Genomic DNA, 22,264 nt, shown 5'->3' with positions numbered 1-22,264 from the left:
CTTTTTTTGATATGTTTTGAAGTTAAATCGGCTTTTATGATTTGGTTGTTCCCAATAGTCGATTACAGTTTGAATAGAATTTAAGAGATAACGCTAAATATTAAATAGCAAAACGCCCTCATTTCTGAAGGCGTTTTGAAAATATTTAAAAAGATAATTAATCTCTTTTTCTGTCTCTATCGCGATTATCACGTCCACGGTTATCGCGTCCGTTATTGCGATTATCACGTCCGCCATTTCGGTTATCTTCACGTGGAGCACGTTCTTTATAACCTTCTGGTTTTGGCAATAATGCTTTTCTAGAAACCTTATCTTTTTTAGTTCTTGGGTCGAAACCTAAAAACTTAATATCAAATACATCGCCCATGTTTACAACATCGGTAACATTTTCTGTTCGTTCCCAAGCAAGTTCGCTCACGTGCAGTAAAGTTTCATTTCCTGGAGCAGCAGTGTATTCTACAACCGCACCAAAATCGAGCATTTTTATTACTTTAACTTCGTAAACACTATCTTTCTCAGGTTTAAAAGTAAGGGAGTCTATTTTTGCCATTACAGCATCAATTCCTTCTTGGCCAGTGCCTAAAATTTCAACAATTCCTTCTTCTGTATCTGGATCTTCGTTTATAACGATAGTACATCCAGTTGCTTTTTGAAGTTCTTGAATAACTTTTCCTCCAGGTCCAATTAACGCACCAATGTATTCGTTAGGAATGCGTACCGTAACCATTTTAGGCGCGTATGATTTTACATCTTCACGCGGTTCTGCAATCGCTTCGGTTAATTTGTTAAGAATATGAAGTCTACCGTCTCTTGCTTGTTTTAATGCATTTACAAGAATTTCGTAGCTCAACCCTTTAACTTTAATATCCATCTGGCAAGCAGTAATACCATCTGCCGTTCCGGTTACTTTAAAGTCCATATCTCCTAAGTGATCTTCATCGCCCAAAATATCAGATAATACGGCGTATTTTCCACTAGCGCTATCAGAAATTAATCCCATTGCGATACCCGAAACAGGTTTTTTCATTTGAATACCAGCGTCCATCATTGCCATAGTAGCGGCACATACAGTCGCCATTGATGAAGAACCGTTAGATTCTAAAATTTCAGAAACTACACGTACGGTGTATGGGTTGTTGTCTGGAATCATTCCTTTAAGAGCGCGTTGGGCTAGGTTTCCGTGACCTATCTCACGACGAGATGTCCCACGAATTGGTCTTGCTTCACCAGTGCTAAAAGGAGGGAAGTTATAATGTAGGTAAAAAGTTTCTTCTCCTTCATACGATGGCATGTCTATTTGGTTGGCTTCTCTTGAAGTTCCTAATGTTACAGTTGCCAATGCTTGCGTTTCTCCACGGGTAAATAAAGCCGAACCGTGAACAGAAGGTAAATAGTCAACTTCACACCAAATTGGTCGAATTTCATCTGTTTTACGTCCGTCTAAACGTAAACCTTCATTTAAAGTAAGGTCTCTAACCGCTTCTTTTTCGGCTTTGCGGTAGTATTTTGAAATTAAATCTCCAATATCTTCTAATTCTTCTTCTGAAAAAGTAGCTTTTATCGATTCTTTTATTTCAGCAAAAGCAGCCGTTCTTTCTTGTTTAGCCGAGCTAGCTTGTGCTACAGCATATACTTTGTCGTATGCCATATCGTGAATCTGTTTTTCAAGATCGGCATCTTCTCTTTCTGCTGCATATTCACGAACTTCTTTTTTGCCAAAAGCTTCGGCTAATTTAACTTGGGCTTCGCACTGTTTTTTAATGTGCTCGTGTGCAAATTTGATAGCTTCGGTCATTTCTTCTTCAGAAATTTCCTTCATTTCACCTTCAACCATCATAACGCTATCGGCAGAGGCTCCAATCATCATATCGATGTCAGATTCTGCTAATTGTGTTCTCGAAGGGTTGATGATGAATTCGCCGTTTACTCTTCCTACACGCGCTTCTGAAATAGGGCATTCAAAAGGAATGTCGGATAACTGAATTGCAGCTGAGGCAGCTAATCCAGCCATGGCATCTGGCATAACATCATCGTCATGACTCATTAATTGAATCATAACTTGTGTTTCAGAATGGTAATCTTTTGGGAATAATGGGCGTAATACACGATCCACCAAACGCATTGTTAATACTTCGCCATCGCTTGGTCTTGCTTCTCTTTTGAAGAATCCTCCAGGATAACGGCCTGACGCTGCAAACTTTTCGCGATAATCTACCGTTAATGGTAAAAAATCTAAGTCTTTTTGTTCGTAGTTTGAAACTACAGTACAAAGCAGCATACATTTTCCAGATTTAACAACAACAGAACCGTGGGCTTGCTTTGCTAATTTTCCAGTTTCAAGGGTGATTTCTCTTCCATCACCTAGGTCAATGACCTCTGTAAATACTTTAGGTATCATTTGTTTTTCATTTTTGCACACGTATAAGTATGCAGTTAATTTTGGTCTAAGCCTGGTTATCAGGCCGTGTGTTGTTGTGTTGTTGTGGTTTGACCAATGAAAAACTAAGGGTGTAGCCTTCTTTATTAATTTTTCGATTTCTCGAAAATGATTCCCAATATGTTTGGGTTGTAAAAATAAAGGAGCCGGTTAAGGCTCCTTTGTTTATAATTACTTACGTAATCCTAATTCTTTAACGATAGCACGGTAGCGAAGAATGTCTTTTTTAATTAAGTAATCTAAAAGTGCTCTTCTTTTACCTACTAACATTACCAATGAACGCTCGGTGTTGTAGTCCTTGTGGTTGTTTTTTAGGTGCTTAGTTAAATGCTCAATACGGTATGTAAACAAAGCGATTTGTCCTTCTGCAGAACCAGTATCGGTCTTTGATTTCCCGTGTTTTTCAAAAATTTTTTCTTTAGCTTCTTGTGATAGATACATGCCAATATTATTAAAATGATTTTTATGTATTGAATACTCCCGACGGCTTCGGGATTGTAATCAAGGCTGCAAAAGTAGTAAAAGTTATTGAGTTACAGTTAAATATTTTTAAAAAAATATTGATGTGCTTCAATGTTAAGCCGATTTTTCGACTTTCTCTACTTTTTCACGAAGCGGTCTGTTAAGTACTAAATCTAAATATAGGTTTATTTTACGCTTCAAGTTTTTACGATGGGTAATGAAATCTAAGAAACCGTGTTCTAATAAAAATTCTGAGGTTTGGAATCCTTCTGGAAGTTCTTTACCTGTGGTATCACGTACAACACGTGGTCCTGCGAAACCAATTAGTGCGCCAGGCTCTCCAATGTTAATATCACCTAACATAGCAAACGAAGCGGTAGTACCACCTGTTGTTGGGTCGGTACTTAGTGAAATGTAAGGAATTCCTGCTTCGCTAAGTTGAGCTAGTCTTACACTTGTTTTGGCAAGTTGCATTAAAGATAACGCAGATTCCATCATTCGAGCGCCACCACTCTTTGAAATAATCATTAATGGAATTTTCTTTTTAAGGGAGTATTCTGCAGCACGAGCAATTTTTTCGCCAACAACGCTTCCCATAGATCCACCAATAAAACTGAAATCCATACATGCAACAACTAAATCTGCACCCATAGATTTTCCAACAGCACAACGAATAGCATCTTTTAAGCCAGTTTTTTCTTCGGCTTCTTTAAGTCTGTCAGTGTACTTCTTCTTGTCTACAAAATTTAAGGTGTCTTTGGAAGTTAGGTTCTTATCCAGTTCTTTGTACTTATTATCGTCAAAGAGGATTTCAAAATATTCATTACTGCCAATACGGACGTGATATCCATCTTCTGGGCTTACATAAAAGTTCTTTTCAAGCTCGGCACTGTCCACAACTTTTCCTGTGGGCGATTTGTACCAGAGCCCTTTGGGGACATCCTTTTTATCTTCGGTTGCGGTCTGTATCCCTTTTTTTGTTCGTTTAAACCAAGGCATCATAGTGTTGAGGGTTTTGAGCTAAAAGAGTTAGGGGCTTATAGCTCAGTTATTTCCAATAATACGCTAACGTATTTTGTCGAGTTTTTATTTCTAGTTTGGGGTAAAAAAGTTTTCTTACAACGTATTCACGTTATTCAAATCTTCAAAAGCTTGTTCTAGACGCTTCTTGAAGCTAAGTTCTCCTTCACGAAGCCATTTTCGTGGGTCATAATATTTTTTATTTGGCAAATCGGTACCTTCTGGATTTCCTATTTGGGTTTTAAGGTATTCTAAATTTTCAACGATATAGTCGCGAATACCTTCGGTAAAGGCAAATTGCATATCGGTATCAATGTTCATTTTTATAACACCATAACCTATAGCTTCACGAATTTCTTCTAATGAAGATCCGCTTCCGCCGTGGAAAACAAAATCTATAGGATTGTGCCCTGTGTTAAACTTTTTCTGAACATACTCTTGAGAGTTTTTCAAGATAATAGGTGTTAACTTTACATTTCCAGGCTTGTAAACGCCGTGAACGTTTCCAAAAGCGGCAGCAATGGTAAATTGATCGCTTACTTTTAAAAGTTCTTCGTAAGCGTAAGCAACTTCATCTGGTTGGGTGTATAATTTTGAAGAATCCACATCGGTATTATCCACACCGTCTTCTTCACCTCCGGTAATGCCTAATTCAATTTCTAGGGTCATTCCCATTTTGCTCATGCGCTCTAAATAGCGTTTGCAAATTTCGATGTTCTCTTTGATTGGCTCTTCAGAAAGATCAATCATATGCGAGCTGTATAGCGGTTTTCCGGTTTCTTTGTAAAACTTTTCACCCGCATCTAGTAAACCGTCGATCCAAGGCAATAGCTTTTTTGCACAATGATCGGTATGCAGTATAACCGTTGCTCCATATACTTTTGCTAGCTCGTGAACGTGTTTTGCACCGGCAACGCCACCTGCAATGGCTGCTTGTTGGTTTTCGTTTGAAAGCCCTTTTCCGGCGTTAAAATGCGCGCCTCCATTTGAAAACTGGATAATTACGGGTGAGTTTAATGCAGCTGCGGTTTCCATAACGGCATTAATACTATCAGAACCCACAACATTTACGGCAGGCATAGCAAAACCTTTTTCTTTTGCGTATTGATGTATTCTCTGAACTTCCTTACCGGTTGCGACTCCGGGCTTAATTCCGTGACTCATATTTAATGGGTTATTTTGGTGTTGATCAATTACTTTAAAATGTTGTTAAGTTCTTGATATTAGTGTTGTTTTGATAGCTACTAGATATCGCGACCTTATTTTTCAGATAAGCAAAAATAGCAAAATATAATGGTTTAGAACGGATAGTTGATTCCGATGTTATACACAGCATTTGAAAAATTATATTCTTTAAACCACCTTTCACCTTCTGGCTTTGCTGGATTATGTGTTTTAAATCCGATATCAAAACGAAATACAAAAAATCCGAAATCATAGCGTAAGCCCAATCCTGAAGCAATTCCTAACTCACTTAAATCGGAAATTTCATCGAACTTAGATTCTTCATCTTTAATGTTGTCTAGAACGTTCCAGATATTTCCTGCATCCACAAAAACAGCTCCTTTAAAGGCTCCTAAAATTGTGAAACGGTATTCTGCATTCATGGCAAGTTTAAAGTTAGCTTCGTTAAATTCATTTTTATCGCTACTGCTTCCCGGCCCTAGGTCATAAGCTTTCCAGCCTCTGTTGTCATTGGCGCCTCCAGCAAAATAACTTCTAGTAAAAGGAATGTTTTTACTATTTCCATACGGAATTGCTATTCCTCCAAAAATTCGAAATGCCACAACATTATTGTAATCCAATTCCCAGTGTTTGATGTATTCGGCCTCTCCTTTAACATATTGAGAATAGACTACGTTAAACACTTCAAAATTATCTTCGTTGTTTTTAGGTATGCCAGCCAAATGGGAGATACCTGACAGTAAGTTACCTGCGGCTTCAAATTTAAATCGGGTTCTTGAAAAATTATTGTCTTTAATGTTGTCTCTAGTGTCGCGGGTTAGGGTGATATTTGAAGCGAAAATTAAATTGTTTTCTGTTAAACGTTTTTTACGCTCATCAATATTGTCAACACTTTCATAGGCATTTGCATTAGCTCCAATAGGAGAAATGTTTCCGTTAAGCACATCATTTATAAATCCATTTGCCCCGTCTGGAATTGTTAGTGTTAATTCGTTGTTGTCGTTGTAAGTATAGTAATTTGGATTAATAGATCCTGGATTGCCAATTTCGGTTGTTTGTGCAATGTCATTTAATTGGTTAAAGCTGTTTCTGTAAACGTTAAAATAATTTACAGTATTTAGGTTTTTTACATATTGAAGGTTAAGCGCATCTAATTGATAATTAAGAATTTTTGAAGGCTTCCAGTTATAACTAAAATAACCGTTTACAGTTTGTCTATCCAATCCGATATTATTCTGAGCGCTTGCTCCCAAACTCAAAGTAGTGGTCGGGGACATATATTTAGGGATTAATTTCTGGGTTTTTAATGGAAAAATAATTCGAGGGAAAGTTAATTTCGCATCGCCACCAAATTCAGAAATGTTAAAAAACTTGCTGTTATTGTCTGCAGCGTCTTTTGAAGATCCTAGACTTCCTCGTCCAGAAATTTGGAATATTTCGGCGCCACGAAAAATGTTTCTAAAAATCATGTTTCCACTAAAACTAATTCCGAATTGTTGAATGGTTGAAGTGAAAGCATCAAAGTCTGCACCTAATGTAAATCGTTCTCTCGGGGATAATAAAATAGTTGAATTTAACAGTCTTCCAGTCGAATCTGTAGCTACTTCGGAATAACTAATATTGGGATATTTAAATATTCTAAGGTCGCTTAATTGATTATATGTAAGCGTTCTGTCTATATCCTTAAATATTTTTCCAGGCGTTATGGAAATAGCATCGGTGATTGCCTTGGGGCGATAGCGCATTTTGCCATAACTGAAAAGTTTATACCCTCGATACGTTAATGAATCTTGAAACTGCTTGTCTTTATTTTCATAAGCATAGTCTGTTACTATGCGTACTTCACCAACTGAATGAACCTTAAATGGCGCAGTGTAGGTACTGTCTTCTGTGGTTATTTTCCGATTGGGAATAATATAGCTCAGGTTTGCTTTGTGTCCAGTATTTACAGTATCCGCTTCAAAACCAACATATTCTTGATTGAAGTGATAGAGCCCTGAATTTCGAAATTGAATTGTTAATCGGTCGCGTTCATTCACCAAATCTGAAGCTGTATATTGTTTCCCTGGGTGGAGAAAAGAATTACTTTTAGTAAGTTGAAATAATGAGTCTACAACGGGAGAGCTAATGTTTTCAATAATTGTATCGCCAATAAAATAAGGTTTATGCCTTTTAACAGAATAGACCAAACTCGCCCTTTTGGCTTTTTTTTCGTTCGGAATAATCTCGTGACTCACTTCATTGTTGAAATATCCAAAACTCGCGTACCACCTTTCTAATCGTTCGGTAGATTTTTCAATCTTGCTATCCGAAATTATTACAGGTGCATCTCCCGATTCCATAAGCCATTTATTGAAACCGACGTAAATACTGTCCATTCCATCGACTTGTTTTTTTGAAAGAAATTTTATGAGTCTTTTTTCTCTATTGGGTTTTTTGTGAAGCCAGCGAACAAAGGTTGAGTCTGGTTCAGGATCTGCCAGATTATAGATGTGAAGCCCTAATGGAAAACCAATTAACGGAATTGTAGGATTGGGTTTTTGAGCCAACTGACTGTACACTCCGGCGCCCTTAACCTTAACACTATCTACCATAATAGTGTTCTCGGTAAGCAGGAATTTATCATCTGGAACGCGTTTTACTGCATTACAGGATAAAAATAAACTCAATAATCCTATAATTAATGATATTTTTGTGAGGGTGTACTTCAAACGGAGATACCTTTTAAACTGATTCAAAAATACTATATTTTGGTAAGCAATAGCCAAACAAAATTAATATCCAGCCTAAGTCAAAAAAAATACCGGGATAAGTCCGGACTTTTTGTTGCAGAAGGCCCTAAAGTGGTTCGGGAACTGTTGGACGAAGGTCTATTTCTGAAATGGTTTTTTACCACCGATGCCTCCCAAGTTAGTTCAGAAAATCATTTTTTGGTTACCGACGCGGAACTTAAAAAAATTAGTTTTCTTAAATCAGCTAATGTCTGTACAGCTGTTTTCGAAATTCCCGAACAAGTGGCTTATCAAGATTCTGGTTTAATCGTTGCTTTAGATGCAATTCGAGATCCAGGCAATTTAGGAACAATAATTCGACTTTGCGATTGGTTTGGTGTGCAACAACTGATTTGCTCGGAAGATACGGTGGATTGCTACAACCCAAAGGTGGTTCAAGCAACTATGGGATCATTGGCAAGAGTGCAAATTAAATATCTTTCACTTTCAAAATTTTTAGAAAAAACGAAACTACCTGTATTCGGTGGATTTATGGATGGAAATAGTATCTATTCCGAACCTTTTCCTGATGACGGAATAGTGGTTATGGGTAATGAGGCAAATGGGATTTCAGAAGAAATTGCGGAAAAAATAACCCGCAGGATTAGCATTCCGCGTTTCGGAAATAATCAAAAAACCGAGAGTCTGAATGTCGCTACTGCTACAGCTATTTTACTGAATGAATTTAGAAGATCTACTGAAAAGTAAAGTTTATAAACACACCCCGTGAGGATAATTTATCGATGTTTCCAGTCCAAGGGCTATTAGGGCCGTCGTCGGGAACCAATTCGTCACTAAGTGCAAAAACACCGCGGATCGAAGGCGTAAATTTAAAGAAGTACAGGTAAAAGTCTATTCCAAATCCTAATTCGTAATAATTAGTGCCACTCGTCATCCTGAATTTTCCACTTCGGTTGTCGTCTGGGTTGTCCTGTTCACTAGAAAGGTTGATCGATTTAGAAATACCTCCAACTATAAAAGGTTTTATGTTGTTTAACCTTTTGGTTGATATTTTTAATAGCAACGGCACATGGATATAGGTAGATTTTACTTCACGCAAACGATCTCGAGGCTCTTCAAACCCAGGAAATGTAAGATCGCGCTGTGTAAAATATAAACCTGGCTCAAGGCGAAGGTTCATATATTCATTGATCCGCATATCGCCCACAAGACCAACGTTAAAGCCCGGAGAAGTCTTAACCTCTATGTCGGTGTTGTTATCGGCATATTGATTTTTATAATCTATCTTGAAATCATAGGAGTTGAATCCTAGGAAATATCCCCAAGTAAAGCGTTTTTGATCAAAGTTTTCGAGGTTCGCCAAGCGTTCACGATTAAAAAACCATTGTGCTTGAACACTATTTGCTGCAAATAAAAGCGCAAAGACAAAAAATAGTTTCTTCATAAAATTATTTGGTAGCCGTGTAAATGGTTGCAACACCAAAAGTTTGTGGCTTATTATCCACTTCCTTAAACCCGATTTTGCGTAAAATATTGTTGAGCTCTTGTCCAAAAGGAAAAACAGAGGCGCTTTCGCTCAAATATTGATAAGCAACTTTGTCTTTCGAAAACATTCTGCCCAAAAATGGCAAAACATATTTGGTGTGCACATAATAGCCTTGTTTGAAAGGAAACTTGGTAGGAACCGATGTTTCTAGAATTACAAAAATACCGTCTTTTCGAAGCACTCTGAATATTTCTGAAAGGCCTTTTTCTAAATTTTCAAAATTTCGTATTCCAAATGAAACAGTAATGGCGTCAAAAAAATTATCTTCAAACGGAAGAGCTTCAGAATCTCCTTGAATAAATTCTATTTTCTTGGAGATAGGTTTTCCTGCAACTTTTTTGCGTGCCATTGATAGCATTCCGTCTGATAGGTCAAGACCGATAATTCTATCTGCTTCTGTGTTTTCAGCAAATTGTATAGCCAAATCGCCTGTTCCGGTAGCAATGTCTAAGATGTTTTTTGGTTTTTTTTCAGCAGCAAGTTTAATAACCTTTTTGCGCCAAGAGACATCTGTACCTAGTGAAATGACTCGATTCATTCCATCGTAGTTTTCAGAAATAGTGTCGAACATCTGTTCTACCTGCTTCTTTTTTCCTTCCGAGGAACTTTTGTATGGTGTAACTTTCTTTTTCATAAATTTCGCCTGCAAAATTACATAATTTTTAAGAGGTGATTAGGTATTTAGAAAAGTTTCCTTTCATTCAAAATGATTTATTTCCTTTCGGAATCTAAAAAGATGTTTTTTATTTTTTGTTATATAATAAGTGGTTGGTGTAACGAGAATCCTTCCGATTAGTATTCAATTTAACGCTTATAAATTAGTTATCTTTGCGCACACTTTTGTTCAGTTAAATAATGGCAATTTCGACAGCTTTATTTATTGAACCGATTTTAATCAAAATAACTATCGATGAAAATCATCATTGCAGGTGCTGGGGAAGTTGGATTTCACCTTGCGAAACTTCTTTCATACGAGCTTCAAAACATAACTCTTATAGATCCGAATCGAGATTTTTTGGCTCACGCCGATTCACATTTAGATATTCGGGTAGTTCGAGGCGACGCCACGTCAATCTCTGTTTTAAAAGATGCCCGAGTAGATGAAACAGATTTGTTAATAGCTGTAACTTCTAGCGAAACAACAAATATTACAGTTTGTGTGTTGGCGAAGCAATTGGGCGCAAAACGTACTATTGCAAGAATTTCCAATACTGAATTTATCGATAAAAAGGATGAGGTAGGTTTTACCAAATTTGGGATAGATGAACTTATTTCGCCAGAATCATTGGCTTCAAATGAAATTGAATTATTGCTCAATCAAAGTGCTTTTAACGACACGTATGAGTTTGAAGATGGCGCCTTAACTATGATTGGTCTAAACCTTTCAAAAAACTCGGCTTTTGTAGGAAAAACAGTAAAGGAAGTTGCAGGAATGTATCCAAATTTAAAGTACGTACCGCTCGCCATGCAGCGAAAAGGCACTCAATTAACCTTGATTCCTCGGGGTAATACCGAATTTAAAGAAGGGGATCAGGTGTATTTTACGACAGTAAAGAATGGGGTAGACCAGATAGTTAAACTAACAGGAAAAGTTAAGCAAGAAATCAAAAACGTTATGATTCTTGGCGGAAGTAAGATAGGGTATAAAACGGCGAAAGATCTTTGTGTTAGTAATTTTAATGTAAAATTAATAGAAAGCGGTAAGGACAAGGCGTTTGAAATAGCTGATGATATTCCGAAATGTTTGGTAATTAATGGTGATGGGCGAAATGTAGATTTATTGGAAGAAGAATCAATCGAGGAAATGGACGCTTTTATTGCCGTTACAGGTAATAGTGAAACAAATATTATGTCTTGCTTGGTTGCCAAATCCAAAGGAGTAAAAAAAACGATCGCATTGGTGGAAAATATGGATTATTTTCAACTTTCACATTCTATCGGAATTGATACCTTAATTAATAAAAAATTACTTGCTGCTAATAATATATTTCGTTTTGTACGTAGGGGGGAAGTTGTGGCGATGACCAAACTAAACAATATGAACGCAGAACTTTTAGAGTTTCGTGTGGCTCCAAATTCTAAAGTTTGCAATAAGAAAATTCGTAATCTCAATTTTCCTACTTCGGCTATAATTGGAGGAATTGTAAGAAATGGAGAAGGTATTATTGCCTTAGGCGATTTTGAAATTCAAGCTGGAGATAGGGTCGTGGTTTGCTGCCTTCCGCAATCTATTGTTAAGGTAGAAAAGCTTTTTATATAAATGACCGCACTTTCTAAAATCAACTTTAGGATTATATCCCATTTAATGGGTCTTCTATTTATGGTGAATGGCGTTTTTATGATGCTCGCGGCCGTTTTTAGTTGGTTTTATGATGAAGACGTTTTAGGGCAAATAATCCTAGCCGGTACCGTTGCTATTGGATCAGGTGGAATTATTATGTTTCTTACTCGAAATCATCGTAAAGAAATTCAAAAAAGGGAAGGATATATTATAGTTACTTTTGGTTGGGTTTTTATGGCGCTTATTGGCACGCTTCCCTATATTTTTACTGGAGCCATTCCAAATTTTACCAATGCATTTTTTGAAACCATGAGTGGTTACTCGACCACGGGAGCAACTATTTTGACAGATATTGAGAGTCTTCCCAACGGAATTCTATTTTGGAGAAGCATTACTCATTGGATTGGCGGAATGGGAATTATAGTATTGGCAATTGCAATTTTACCACTTTTGGGAATAGGAGGGATGCAGCTTTTTGCAGCAGAAGCTCCCGGGCCAAGCGGAGATAAACTACACCCACGAATAACAGATACTGCTAAAAGATTATGGCTTATTTACGTAGGGTACACCTTGGCTGAAACCATCTTGTTGAAAATGGCTGGAATGAGTTTTTTTGATGCGATTAATCATTCATTATCAACGTTAGGTACAGGCGGCTTTTCAACAAAAAACGCCAGCGTTGCTTATTGGAATGATAAACCGATGATTCAATATATACTTATTTTATTCATGTTTTTAGCAGGAACTAATTTTGTTCTGAGCTATTTTGCCTTCAAGAGAAAGTTTCAGAAAATTTTTAAAGACGAAGAATTTAAAATGTATGGTCTGTTTGTGGTTGGATTAACTACAATTGCAGCTTTGCTAATTTATTTTGAAGCAGACGTTTCGGCTTCGAGTATCGCGCATCCAATGGTTTGGGGTCCTGCAGAAAGCGCGTTCAGGCATGCCTTGTTTCAGGTGGTATCGTTAATAACAACAACAGGTTTTATAAGTGCAGATTACACTATGTGGACTCCGTTTTTAACTATTTTCTTTTTCGGAATGATGTTTCTGGGTGGAAGTGCGGGTTCTACATCGGGAGGAATAAAAGTAATGCGCCATTTAATAATGATTAAAAATGGTGTGCTCGAATTTAAGCGTACGCTGCATCCTCACGCCATTTTGCCAGTGCGGTATAACACTAAAGCGGTGCCGCAACCTATTGTGTTTAATATTCTTGGATTCTTTATCCTTTACATGCTTTCATTTATTATTGGAACACTTGTGTTTTCTTGGTTAGGACTGGATTTTAAAACGGCCTTGGGTGGTGCTGCTTCAACTTTAGGGAATATAGGTCCTGGATTAGGAAACCTAGGTCCAGTAGATACGTATGCCAATTTGCCAAGCGCCGCAAAATGGTGGTCTAGTTTCTTGATGCTCATTGGAAGATTAGAACTATTCACCGTCCTTATCCTCCTGACTCCTTTTTTCTGGAGAAATAGATAGCTAAAGCTTTAACTTATCGTAGAATAGACTTTGGAAGGGTGTTGTTGAGAAAGAATATGCATTTGTGGTAATATTGGGCTTTTTAAGTATCTTAGATCCAGTATCAAAAAACTACTAAATTGGTCGAATTTTAAATTCTTTACAATGAAAAACCTTCTCCTCTTCGCCTTATTATGTTCCACCTTCACTTTTTCACAAACCGAGCCATTTAATTATGATCTGGACTGGGCAACTTTTTTTTATTGTCCTGAAGGAAATAACCTTTCCATAGCAGCTTCCGCTATAGATGATGAGCAGAATATATATCTCGCTGGAGGGGTTGTCGACTCGTGTGAAGCGTTTCCTAATAACGACCCTTTGTATAATTACCACGGAATGCAGGACGCCTATATTGCTAAATTCAATACGTTTGGCGAACTCTTATGGTTTAAGTATTACGGCGGAAGTGACCCTGAACACGCTAATAGCATCAAGATAGTCAACAACCATATTTATCTTGGAGGAAAGATTTCGAGTACGGATAGTATGTTAAACTTCAATAATAACTTGGTAGGCAATAGCGATGGCTTTGTTTCAAAACTCACCTTAGATGGAGAGGTTTTGTGGAGTACTTACGTAGGTGGGGATGCGGAAGATTCTGTTGATGTAATTGATGTAAATAATGATGACGAGATATTTGTTGTTGGGTATAGTACAAGTCGTTCTGGTTTGAGTACACCTCATACGTTTCAACCAGAAAATATTGTGACCGATACCTTTAGGAGCGGGTTTATTGCCAAAATTGACGCTCAAGGTAATAAGGTTTGGGCCAGTTATTATGGTGAACATAAAAATGGGTTTCTTAGATCTTTAGCTGTCGGTGAAACAGGAGTGTATGTAATGGGAATAGATATGAGTTTTGAGGAAGGAAATTATTACGGTACTACAGGAAGCCATAAAGAAAGTACGGGTGTAGATATCGATAACTTTATCGCAAAATTTTCTTTGGAAGGCGATAGGCTTTGGGGAACTTATTTTGGCGGAAGCCTCAACGAAAGCAATATTAAACCTTTAACTATTTCAACCTATGGCGACAGGGTTTATTTCTGTGGCTATACCGCAAGCGCAACGGATATTGCAACCCCGGGAGCACAGCAGGAATCTATTGGCGGTAGTGGCTCTATGTTTCTTACAAGTATGGATGCTGATGGAAATGTGGTATGGAGTACCTACGCAGGAATAAAGGATCCGTCAATCGTGTCATCGCAAATTGGTACCTCAATGAATGTCGACGCGTATGGCAATCTTTATCTATCAGGAATTACCAATCTTTCTGGGTTGGCTACACCAGATGCAAATAAGAGCACAATTACCGTTGGCGATCACGATGCCTTTGTAACCAAATACAATCGTAATGGGGAAATAGTATGGGGAACCTATTTCGGTGGAGCACTCACGGATGGTGGTGGGCAAGCACTGGTTTCTGCTGACTCTTTCGTATTCACAGGTTATTCGTACAATGAAGGTATCACAACCCCAGGCGCATTTAAGGAAACCCTTAACCCAAATGGAAGTGATTATAGCGACATCATCGTAAGATTTGGACCTCCGCGATTAAGCATTCCCGAACAAAATGAAGGACAATTTGTTGTATGGCCAAACCCTACAAATGGCCTCCTTACAATTAATGCTACTAAAGAAATCAAGGAAGTTAAAATTTATGACATTGTGGGAAAATTAATCCTGACAACTAAATTTAAAAACGAAAAACATACGACTCTAGATTTGTCTGGGTTGATGCCAGGAACTTACCTATTGCACGCTATTACTGAGGATGAGATTCAGTTGCAGAAAATTATTAAGAGATAAAGGTTAGATGGCGAATTCTTCCGCTTAACGACAAAACCGCCAAAAGAATAAATCTTGAGGCGGTTTTCTATTTCTTAAACTCAATTCTTCGGTGTTATTCCTCCAAAGCTTCCTTTATCCGCTTAATTGCTTCTCGTATTTCCTTTTCAGAAGCAGCATACGATAGTCGGATGCAATTTGGGTCTCCAAAGGCTTCACCAGTAACGGTAGCTACCCGGGCTTCTTCTAAAAGATACAATGAAAAATCGGATGCAGTGTTAATGTGTTTTCCGCGTAATGTTTTTCCGAAGAAGTAGGAAACATCAGGGAAAACATAAAAAGCTCCTTCTGGCTCGTTTGTTTTAATACCCTTTATATCTGAAAGTAAGTCAAGGATAATTCTTCTTCTTTCTTTAAAAGCATCCACCATAAACTTGATTTTGCTCGGTGGGTTTTCCAAAGCCGTAATTGCAGCTCTTTGTGCAATACAGTTGGTGCCGCTGGTTACTTGTCCTTGCATTTTGTTGCAGGCACGAGCAATCCATTCTGGACCGCCTATGTAGCCAATTCGCCATCCTGTCATTGCAAAGGCCTTAGAAACGCCATTCACAACAACAGTACGATCATACATGTCTTCAAATTCAGCCATAGAAGCATGTTTTCCTGTGAAGTTTATGTGTTCGTAAATTTCATCGCTAATAACGATAACGTCTGGATATTTCACTAAAACGTCGGCAAGCTTCCGAAGTTCTTTTCTGCTGTAAACAGACCCACTTGGATTACAAGGCGAACTGTATAATATCAATTTCGTTTTTGGAGTAATTGCTGCTTCCAAAGCTTCAGCAGTTACTTTAAAGTCGGTTTCTATTGAGGTAGGTATTTCTTTTGGAATTCCACCTGCAACTTTACATTGGTCAGCATAACTTACCCAATACGGTGCAGGAAGCAATACTTCGTCTCCTTCATTCAATAAAACCATGGTCAGGTTAGCAAGTGATTGTTTTGCACCAGTTGACACTACAATTTGTGATGGTTTGTAGCTAAGATTGTTGTCTCTCTTAAATTTGGTGATAATAGCCTGTTTAAGATCTGCATACCCATCAACAGGGGTATAGGCATGAAAATCATCTTTGATTGCCTGAATTGCAGCTTCTTTAATATATTCAGGAACCGTAAAGTCTGGTTCGCCAAGGCTAAGGCCGATTATATCAACACCTTGATCCTTTAATTCTCTTGTTTTGGCAGCCATAGCCAAGGTGGCCGAGGTTTCCATCTCGTTCACACGTTTTGAAAGTCTGTTGTCCATAATGATTATGCGGTTACCGCTGGTTTTACTCCCATTTCTCTTAAATGTTTGAAATGGGCGATGATAGCCTTACGAGTAGTTTCGTATTCTTTATAAGGTAGATCGAATTCTTTAGTTGTATTTTTTATGATCTCCGTAATATTATTATAGTGAATATGGCAAATATTCGGAAAAATATGGTGAGCTACTTGATGGTTTAGGCCACCAGTGTACCAATTTACAATTTTGTTTTTAGTTGCAAAGTTCGTTGTGGTGAACAGTTGATGTATTGCCCAGGTATTTTTCATAGTGCCGCTTTCGTCGGGCATCATAATTTCGGTGTCCCCAACAACGTGTGCTAGTTGAAAAACAATGCTTAAAATAAGTCCAGCCACATAATGCATTATGAAAAACCCAATAAGAATCTTCCACCAAACAATATTGAAAAACAAGATAGGAATCACAATCCAAAGTGAAATATAAATAATTTTGGTTATTACCAAGATACTCCATTGTTTAACGGGATTTGGAAATTCGCCATACGAAAGCTTCCGAGCTAAATATCTTTTAGTTTGGAAAAAATCAGTTGTAAGCACCCAATTAAACGTTAGTAGGCCGTAAAGTAGAACACTGTAATAGTGTTGAAATTTGTGAAATCGGTGCCATTTTGAATGTTGTGAAAACCGAAGTACACGACCTGCTTCTAAATCTTCGTCGTGACCTTGAATGTTTGTGTAAGTGTGGTGAAGCACATTGTGTTGTACTTGCCAGTTATAGACATTTCCAGCCAGAATATACATACTGCTTCCCATAATTTTATTAATCCATTTTTTGGAAGAATAGGAGCCGTGATTGGCATCGTGCATTACATTCATGCCTACGCCAGCCATTCCTACGCCCATGATTATGGTAAATAATAACTGAGCCCAGCCTGGAACATCTAAAGTAAGTAGTAGAAAATAGGGGGTAAGGTATAATGAAAACATCACGATGGTTTTAAGGTGAAGCTTCCAATTTCCAGTTTTGGATAAATTGTTTTCTTTAAAGTACTCGTTAACGCGCTTGTTGAGTGTTCTAAAGAACTTTGCGCTGTCCGTTCTGGAGAAGTTTAATTTGGTATATGTCAAAATAATTTATTGTCTTAGGTTTGATTCTGTAGCGGTCATAAAATTAATCAACTTTTGGTGAAATCTTAGAATCCAAATCTATAATTTTGACAAAGATACCATACTTTCGTCTCTTAAATTATATTATGGAACTGATATTAAAATATTTCCCCGAATTAACTGCTGAACAGAAGGCGCAATTTGAGCTGTTACAAAAGTTATATGAAGATTGGAACATTAAAATAAATGTAGTATCTCGAAAGGATATCGATGAGCTGTATCTTCGGCATGTCCTGCATTCCTTAGGCATAGCAAAGATTCAGTCTTTCCTTCCAGGCTCCAAAATATTGGACGTTGGTACGGGTGGTGGTTTTCCAGGAATCCCTCTTGCTATTCTTTATCCAGAAGTGCAGTTTCATTTGGTAGACAGTATTGGGAAGAAAATTAAAGTAGTGGCGGAGGTTGTTGAAGGTTTACAGCTAAAAAACGTAAAAGCTACTAATGATCGGGTTGAAAACGTTTCAGGAAAATACGATTTTATCGTTAGTCGCGCCGTTGCTCAAATGGAGACTTTTGTACATTGGGTGAATGGAAAAGTGGCTAAAAAGAGTCTTCACGAAAAGAAAAACGGAATTCTCTATTTAAAGGGAGGCGATTTAACTGAAGAATTGAAAATTTATCGCAATGCGGTTATATATCCGTTAAATGAATATTTTGAAGAAGATTTTTATGAAACCAAAAGTGTGGTTCATTTGCCATTAAAGTTCAAAGGATAGAATCAGTTTTCTGTATTCAGTGGTTGTTAACTGGAAATAGCTTATAGGCTTCAGGTAATAACCAAATTCCTTTTTAGTTTTAAATCTTCTTTAGGGTAATGGGTTCTTCGGATTGTATTTTGATTAATTCAGTAAAAAACTCACGTAACGATTGGTAGGCACCTGTGGGGAAGCTGTGATTATTGAGTTTTAGGCTAAGTCTAATGTTTATTTTAGTTCCTGATACGTCATAAACAACAGAAAGTTCTCCATCGTTATTCGGTAATCGCATCAGTTTGTTTTCGGGTGCACTTAAAATTTCGTACTGGTCTTTTACATCTATCGAAATTAGGTAATTATTAATTACAGGAAATCCAAAGTCAATCGGATATTTACGACTTTCTTTTAAGAATGGGTTTTCAGTAAAATAAGTTTGCATTAAAAACGGATAAACAAAAAGTTGGTCGGCAACTACTTGTTCGTGTAGTGAAATGTTATAACTTTCTTTATACGGAAGTTCCAGGTCTTTAGCATTTTCAATTGTTAAGTCTGAGATATTTAATCCTTCGTTTTTCTGTTGCTTTCTTTTGGTGTTTTCTTCCTTACTATAATCATTATTCTCTTTTCGTTTGCCTACGGAAATATAACCCGTAGAGACTTCATTTATTTTACCTTTAAAAATTCCTTGACTATCGGCTGTCAGTTGCATATTTACATAGTGTAAGTTTTTAGCAATTGGAGTGATCGGTTCCCAATAACTTCCTTTTTTGAAATCTAAAACCCGACCTTCCACATTTAGATCGCGCATTGGCAATACTCCAAACGGGGTGTATTTGTCGGTAGCGTCTAAGATAAATTTTTGATTATTTATTTGTAAGAACACGATGGCATAATTAAAATCGGTTAAAATAGGGTATTGTTTTGATGGCAGCGCTACATCGCGAGTTGCTATCATCATTATTTTTGCGTCTAGGCCGGCGGCTTCAAGGGAATTGATGAGTGCTAAATTTATTTCTGAACTATTACCAACTCCTTCTTCAAAGGCTTCTTTTACCCGAATATCACTAAATATTCTAACTTTTTTGTTCCAATTCATGTTTTTCTGAATAAAGTGATAAACGGCAGTTGCGCGTTCTATGTCATCAGAAATGGTAAGAATGTCTTGAGGTAATTTTCCTTTAAAAAACTCGGAGTACTTGAGTTGACGTCCAAGATCTTTGTCGTTTTTAAACCTTCGGTCTACATCTTTCCAGGTCTTGGCATAGGTGTCCCTGCTTTCGTTTAAGTCGATGATTTCGACCAATTCATATTTTAAGGCAGGCATATAATTACTTGGTGCGAGCATATATTTTTCTTCAGTAAAAGCGGGTACGTTCTTCATTACATAAGTAGCCGATTCACAGTCGCCAGGCACTCGAAAGCCAGGAAGGTGAAAGCAATCTTTTTTGATTTCGGCTTTATTTACATCAAGTTCCCGATTGCCATAAAGTGTGCGGTTATAGTTGAAGTTTCCCGGGATTTCTGTGTGAAGTTCAGAATATATAGTTGGGAGAGGGTTCATAAATTCCCAGCCGCCAAACATTGCGAAATATGGACTTTCTATTTGATACGAATATTCTAAAATACTCCCATCCCGAACATTCGGAAATGCAAATTTTTTCTGGGACCAATATTGACTTTCTTCTGCGTCAAAAACCGCATTTTGGGATACAAACTCTTTGGTTTTTCCGTTGTGAGTAATGGCTTTAATGTTTGTTACGTTTTCCTGCAACTTGTCTCCAAGATAATAAGGGATTTTAATGGTAGCGTGTTTAAAGTCTTTGGCGTTGAACACTTTCATTTTTACATGAACATGCTTAATAATTCTAATATAATCTCCAACTGCATCTATTGTATAATTTCCTCTTTCATAAAGAACAACTCCACTAGCTTCAAGATCTGGGGTGTACTTATTGAGTGCATATTCTTCCTGAAGCGGTTCTCCAAATGTGTGAATATACGTTTCTTGAGCGTTCATATTTTGAAATAAGAAAATGAAAGCAATTATGAGAAAGATTTTGATATGCATATTATATTCTTTTTAAAACGATTGTTTCTTCTTTTAGCATGCTAACCATTGTGCCAAAAAATTCTTTTAAAGATTCGTAAGCGTCTGCTGGGTAGTTGTAAGCGTTAAGTTTTAGGTTAAAACGGATGTTGATTTTATTGTCTTCGATTGCATAATACACCGAGCATTCTCCGTCTTCGCCTTGGAGCTTAATGCTTCGGCTATTCGGTATTTGTTCTATTTCGTATGCATCTGCTAGGTCAATGGAAACTAAATAGGTGTTTGTAAACGGAAACCCGAAATCCATTGGGTAGCTTCTTTCCTTCATTTTAAAGGGGTTTTCCGAAATATAGGGCTTGTTGAAAAAAGGATAAAGAATCACTTTGTCACCTACCACCTCGGGTGTTATGGTAATGTTGTAATTCTCTTTTAATGGCTTTTCAATTTGCTTAATATCCTCTACTTGGTAGTCTTCAACTTCGATTCCTTTTTTGTGTTTTTCTTGATGCTTTATATATTCTGAAAGTGTTTCTTCTTCTATAATATTTCGTTTTCCGAGACCTATGTAACCATAATTGGCCTGCCTAACTTTTCCTGAAAAAATTCCGTTAGCATTGGCGGTTACTTGAGTATTTGAATAATGAATGTTTTGCTTAAAAGGTTCTATTGGCATCCAGTAACTTCCTTTTTTGAAGTCCAGTACGCGTGCTTTTACGTTTAAAGCTCGAAACGGGATTATTCCGAATGGAGCTTGCTTGTCGGTGGCATCTAGAAGAATCTTATCATTGTTTAGTATTAGAACGGCAATAACATAATTGAAATTTGAAAGAACTGGATATAGCTCTGTAGGCAACCCGTTGTTTCTAGTTGAAAGAATCACGGATTTCGCGTTTAGTTTTGCTGCCTCAAGTGCATTGACCAAAGAGAGGTTAATCGCTGATACACTACCTATTTTATCTTTAAAAGCGTCTTTAACGTCTAAACCGTAATTGAAATATCGCCTATTCCAAGTGTAGTTACTTTGAATAAAACTGTATACGGCCTTGGCACGTTCTAAGTCGTTTTCAATGTTAAGAATGTTTTTTGGCAACTTTCTTCTAAAATAATTTTTCATACTTAGCTGTTCACCAAAATCACTTCGTTTTTCAAACCGCCTATCAACATCTTTCCAAGAGCGGGTGTAAACTTGGTCAAATCCGTGAAAAGCTTTAAATGCTAAGGGTTCGTACACAATCCGTGAAATATAATTTTTTCTGGATAGCATATAATCTTCTTCTGTGAAAGAAGGAATGTCTTTCATTGCGAAACTACTCACTTCAGTATCTACGTGCGCATTGTTTGAAGGAATTAAAAAGCCCTTTGGTTTAATCGTAGAGGTTTGAAGGTCTAATTTTTTATCACCATATAAAATCTGGTTATATCTGAAGTTTCTAGGTAGACTAGTTTGAAATAGACTATAAATTGTAGGAAGTTCGTGCTGAAATTCCCAACCATTCAAGTCGTAAAAATAAGGGCTTACAATAGTGTATCTATATTCCAAAACACTTCCGTCCTGTATATTTGGGAACGTAAATTTTAACGCTTTTCCTGTTTTTGATTGGTTGGTTTTGTAGAAAGCATCGTCGGGAACGTAACTTTTCAAGGAACCGTTATGCGTAACAGCTTTGTAGTCCAAGATTTCTTCACCGTAAAAAGTTCCCTCGTAATAGGGGATTTCTATCGTTGTAAGATCAAATTTATTGGCATCCAAAACTTTAATTTTTCTGTGTATTTCCTTCACCAGTCTTACTGCATTTCGCCTAACAATCGAAACGGCATAATAGTTTCCTGCTTCATAAAGTATTACTCCGCTAGCGTCTGGTTCTGGGTCATACCTTTTAAGTTTCAATTCATGCTGGCTAGGTTTTCCAAACGCATCAATCCGCATGGACTGAGAATAGGCAAAGGAGCAAAGTAATAGTAAGGCAAGTAGATTAAATTTCTTTACAAACATATTGAGGAACGGAAATCTTATAAAGATGCAAATTAGGATAAATATTAAAGATTCAAAAAGCACGAACGAGTATTATTGCTAAAAAGTTTTATTTGGATTTAAG

The 22,264-nt window shown here is 37.2% G+C and carries 16 protein-coding genes; 5 read left to right on the top strand and 11 right to left on the bottom strand.

Annotated elements, in window-relative coordinates:
• Positions 1–157: 157 nt before the first annotated feature.
• The 5 genes from BLW28_RS05660 to tamL form a co-directional block, all read right to left on the bottom strand.
• Positions 158–2,398 (bottom strand): polyribonucleotide nucleotidyltransferase, encoded by a 2,241-nt coding sequence (locus BLW28_RS05660; RefSeq protein WP_073218652.1) that lies wholly within the window; start codon positions 2,396–2,398, stop codon positions 158–160.
• 210 nt (positions 2,399–2,608) lie between these two features.
• A complete protein-coding gene (gene rpsO / locus BLW28_RS05655; protein WP_073218639.1) occupies positions 2,609–2,878 on the bottom strand; it encodes a 30S ribosomal protein S15 in 270 nt (89 codons plus the stop codon).
• Positions 2,879–3,013: 135 nt separating this feature from the next.
• On the bottom strand, positions 3,014–3,898 hold the full coding sequence (accD, locus tag BLW28_RS05650; RefSeq protein WP_073218706.1) for an acetyl-CoA carboxylase, carboxyltransferase subunit beta: 885 nt from the start codon (positions 3,896–3,898) through the stop codon (positions 3,014–3,016).
• 117 nt (positions 3,899–4,015) lie between these two features.
• Positions 4,016–5,083, bottom strand: a complete 1,068-nt coding sequence (gene fbaA / locus BLW28_RS05645) for a class II fructose-bisphosphate aldolase (protein ID WP_073218636.1) — start codon at positions 5,081–5,083, stop codon at positions 4,016–4,018.
• A 134-nt stretch (positions 5,084–5,217) separates the two neighbouring features.
• Positions 5,218–7,815 (bottom strand): translocation and assembly module lipoprotein TamL, encoded by a 2,598-nt coding sequence (tamL, locus tag BLW28_RS05640; protein WP_073218704.1) that lies wholly within the window; start codon positions 7,813–7,815, stop codon positions 5,218–5,220.
• A gap of 39 nt (positions 7,816–7,854) precedes the next feature.
• On the opposite strand from tamL, the gene BLW28_RS05635 reads away from it, so the two are divergent.
• Positions 7,855–8,583, top strand: coding sequence for an RNA methyltransferase (locus tag BLW28_RS05635; RefSeq protein WP_073218633.1), 729 nt, complete (start codon positions 7,855–7,857; stop codon positions 8,581–8,583).
• Here the strand turns inward: BLW28_RS05635 and porT are convergent.
• Together porT and ubiE are read right to left on the bottom strand one after the other, a co-directional pair.
• Entirely contained in the window at positions 8,570–9,280 is a 711-nt protein-coding gene (gene porT / locus BLW28_RS05630; protein ID WP_073218630.1) for a type IX secretion/gliding motility protein PorT/SprT, read from the bottom strand. The genes BLW28_RS05635 and porT overlap by 14 nt on opposite strands.
• A gap of 4 nt (positions 9,281–9,284) precedes the next feature.
• Positions 9,285–10,016, bottom strand: coding sequence for a bifunctional demethylmenaquinone methyltransferase/2-methoxy-6-polyprenyl-1,4-benzoquinol methylase UbiE (gene ubiE, locus BLW28_RS05625; RefSeq protein ID WP_073218627.1), 732 nt, complete (start codon positions 10,014–10,016; stop codon positions 9,285–9,287).
• Between the two features lie 276 nt (positions 10,017–10,292).
• Between ubiE and trkA the strand changes: the two genes are divergently transcribed.
• The 3 genes from trkA (at position 10,293) to BLW28_RS05610 (ending at position 14,996) form a co-directional block, all read left to right on the top strand.
• Positions 10,293–11,642: a Trk system potassium transporter TrkA gene (gene trkA, locus BLW28_RS05620; RefSeq protein ID WP_073218624.1), complete on the top strand. Its 1,350-nt coding sequence runs from the start codon at positions 10,293–10,295 to the stop codon at positions 11,640–11,642.
• Positions 11,643–13,148 carry a TrkH family potassium uptake protein gene (locus BLW28_RS05615; RefSeq protein WP_073218621.1) on the top strand — a complete coding sequence of 502 codons (1,506 nt, stop codon included), beginning with the start codon at positions 11,643–11,645 and terminating at the stop codon, positions 13,146–13,148.
• Between the two features lie 144 nt (positions 13,149–13,292).
• The gene (locus tag BLW28_RS05610; RefSeq protein WP_073218618.1) at positions 13,293–14,996 is read left to right on the top strand and encodes a T9SS type A sorting domain-containing protein; all 1,704 of its coding nucleotides are present in this window, start codon (positions 13,293–13,295) and stop codon (positions 14,994–14,996) included.
• A 94-nt stretch (positions 14,997–15,090) separates the two neighbouring features.
• Here BLW28_RS05610 and BLW28_RS05605 read toward each other — a convergent pair whose 3' ends face one another.
• Positions 15,091–16,281 (bottom strand): pyridoxal phosphate-dependent aminotransferase, encoded by a 1,191-nt coding sequence (locus BLW28_RS05605; protein ID WP_073218616.1) that lies wholly within the window; start codon positions 16,279–16,281, stop codon positions 15,091–15,093.
• 5 nt (positions 16,282–16,286) lie between these two features.
• Positions 16,287–17,387 (bottom strand): fatty acid desaturase family protein, encoded by a 1,101-nt coding sequence (locus BLW28_RS05600; RefSeq protein WP_083540718.1) that lies wholly within the window; start codon positions 17,385–17,387, stop codon positions 16,287–16,289.
• Positions 17,388–17,512: 125 nt separating this feature from the next.
• On the opposite strand from BLW28_RS05600, the gene rsmG reads away from it, so the two are divergent.
• Positions 17,513–18,142, top strand: coding sequence for a 16S rRNA (guanine(527)-N(7))-methyltransferase RsmG (gene rsmG, locus BLW28_RS05595; protein ID WP_073218610.1), 630 nt, complete (start codon positions 17,513–17,515; stop codon positions 18,140–18,142).
• A 79-nt stretch (positions 18,143–18,221) separates the two neighbouring features.
• On the opposite strand, the gene BLW28_RS05590 is transcribed toward rsmG, so the two are convergent.
• Positions 18,222–20,189 carry a DUF3857 domain-containing protein gene (locus tag BLW28_RS05590; RefSeq protein WP_073218607.1) on the bottom strand — a complete coding sequence of 656 codons (1,968 nt, stop codon included), beginning with the start codon at positions 20,187–20,189 and terminating at the stop codon, positions 18,222–18,224.
• 1 nt (position 20,190) lies between these two features.
• The gene (locus BLW28_RS05585; protein WP_143036843.1) at positions 20,191–22,161 is read right to left on the bottom strand and encodes a hypothetical protein; all 1,971 of its coding nucleotides are present in this window, start codon (positions 22,159–22,161) and stop codon (positions 20,191–20,193) included.
• Positions 22,162–22,264 lie beyond the last annotated feature (103 nt).

The sequence above is a fragment of the Aequorivita viscosa genome (assembly GCF_900106795.1).
GTDB lineage: Bacteria > Bacteroidota > Bacteroidia > Flavobacteriales > Flavobacteriaceae > Aequorivita > Aequorivita viscosa.
This window is presented reverse-complemented; position numbering and strand designations above follow the sequence as displayed.

Coding starts and splice junctions, on each gene's coding strand:
- BLW28_RS05660 (WP_073218652.1), bottom strand. CDS start 2,398: ATGATACCTAAAGTATTTACAGAGGTCATTGACCTAGGTGATGGAAGA.
- rpsO (WP_073218639.1), bottom strand. CDS start 2,878: ATGTATCTATCACAAGAAGCTAAAGAAAAAATTTTTGAAAAACACGGG.
- accD (WP_073218706.1), bottom strand. CDS start 3,898: ATGCCTTGGTTTAAACGAACAAAAAAAGGGATACAGACCGCAACCGAA.
- fbaA (WP_073218636.1), bottom strand. CDS start 5,083: ATGAGTCACGGAATTAAGCCCGGAGTCGCAACCGGTAAGGAAGTTCAG.
- porT (WP_073218630.1), bottom strand. CDS start 9,280: ATGAAGAAACTATTTTTTGTCTTTGCGCTTTTATTTGCAGCAAATAGT.
- ubiE (WP_073218627.1), bottom strand. CDS start 10,016: ATGAAAAAGAAAGTTACACCATACAAAAGTTCCTCGGAAGGAAAAAAG.
- trkA (WP_073218624.1), top strand. CDS start 10,293: ATGAAAATCATCATTGCAGGTGCTGGGGAAGTTGGATTTCACCTTGCG.
- BLW28_RS05615 (WP_073218621.1), top strand. CDS start 11,643: ATGACCGCACTTTCTAAAATCAACTTTAGGATTATATCCCATTTAATG.
- BLW28_RS05610 (WP_073218618.1), top strand. CDS start 13,293: ATGAAAAACCTTCTCCTCTTCGCCTTATTATGTTCCACCTTCACTTTT.
- BLW28_RS05605 (WP_073218616.1), bottom strand. CDS start 16,281: ATGGACAACAGACTTTCAAAACGTGTGAACGAGATGGAAACCTCGGCC.
- rsmG (WP_073218610.1), top strand. CDS start 17,513: ATGGAACTGATATTAAAATATTTCCCCGAATTAACTGCTGAACAGAAG.
- BLW28_RS05590 (WP_073218607.1), bottom strand. CDS start 20,189: ATGCATATCAAAATCTTTCTCATAATTGCTTTCATTTTCTTATTTCAA.
- BLW28_RS05585 (WP_143036843.1), bottom strand. CDS start 22,161: ATGTTTGTAAAGAAATTTAATCTACTTGCCTTACTATTACTTTGCTCC.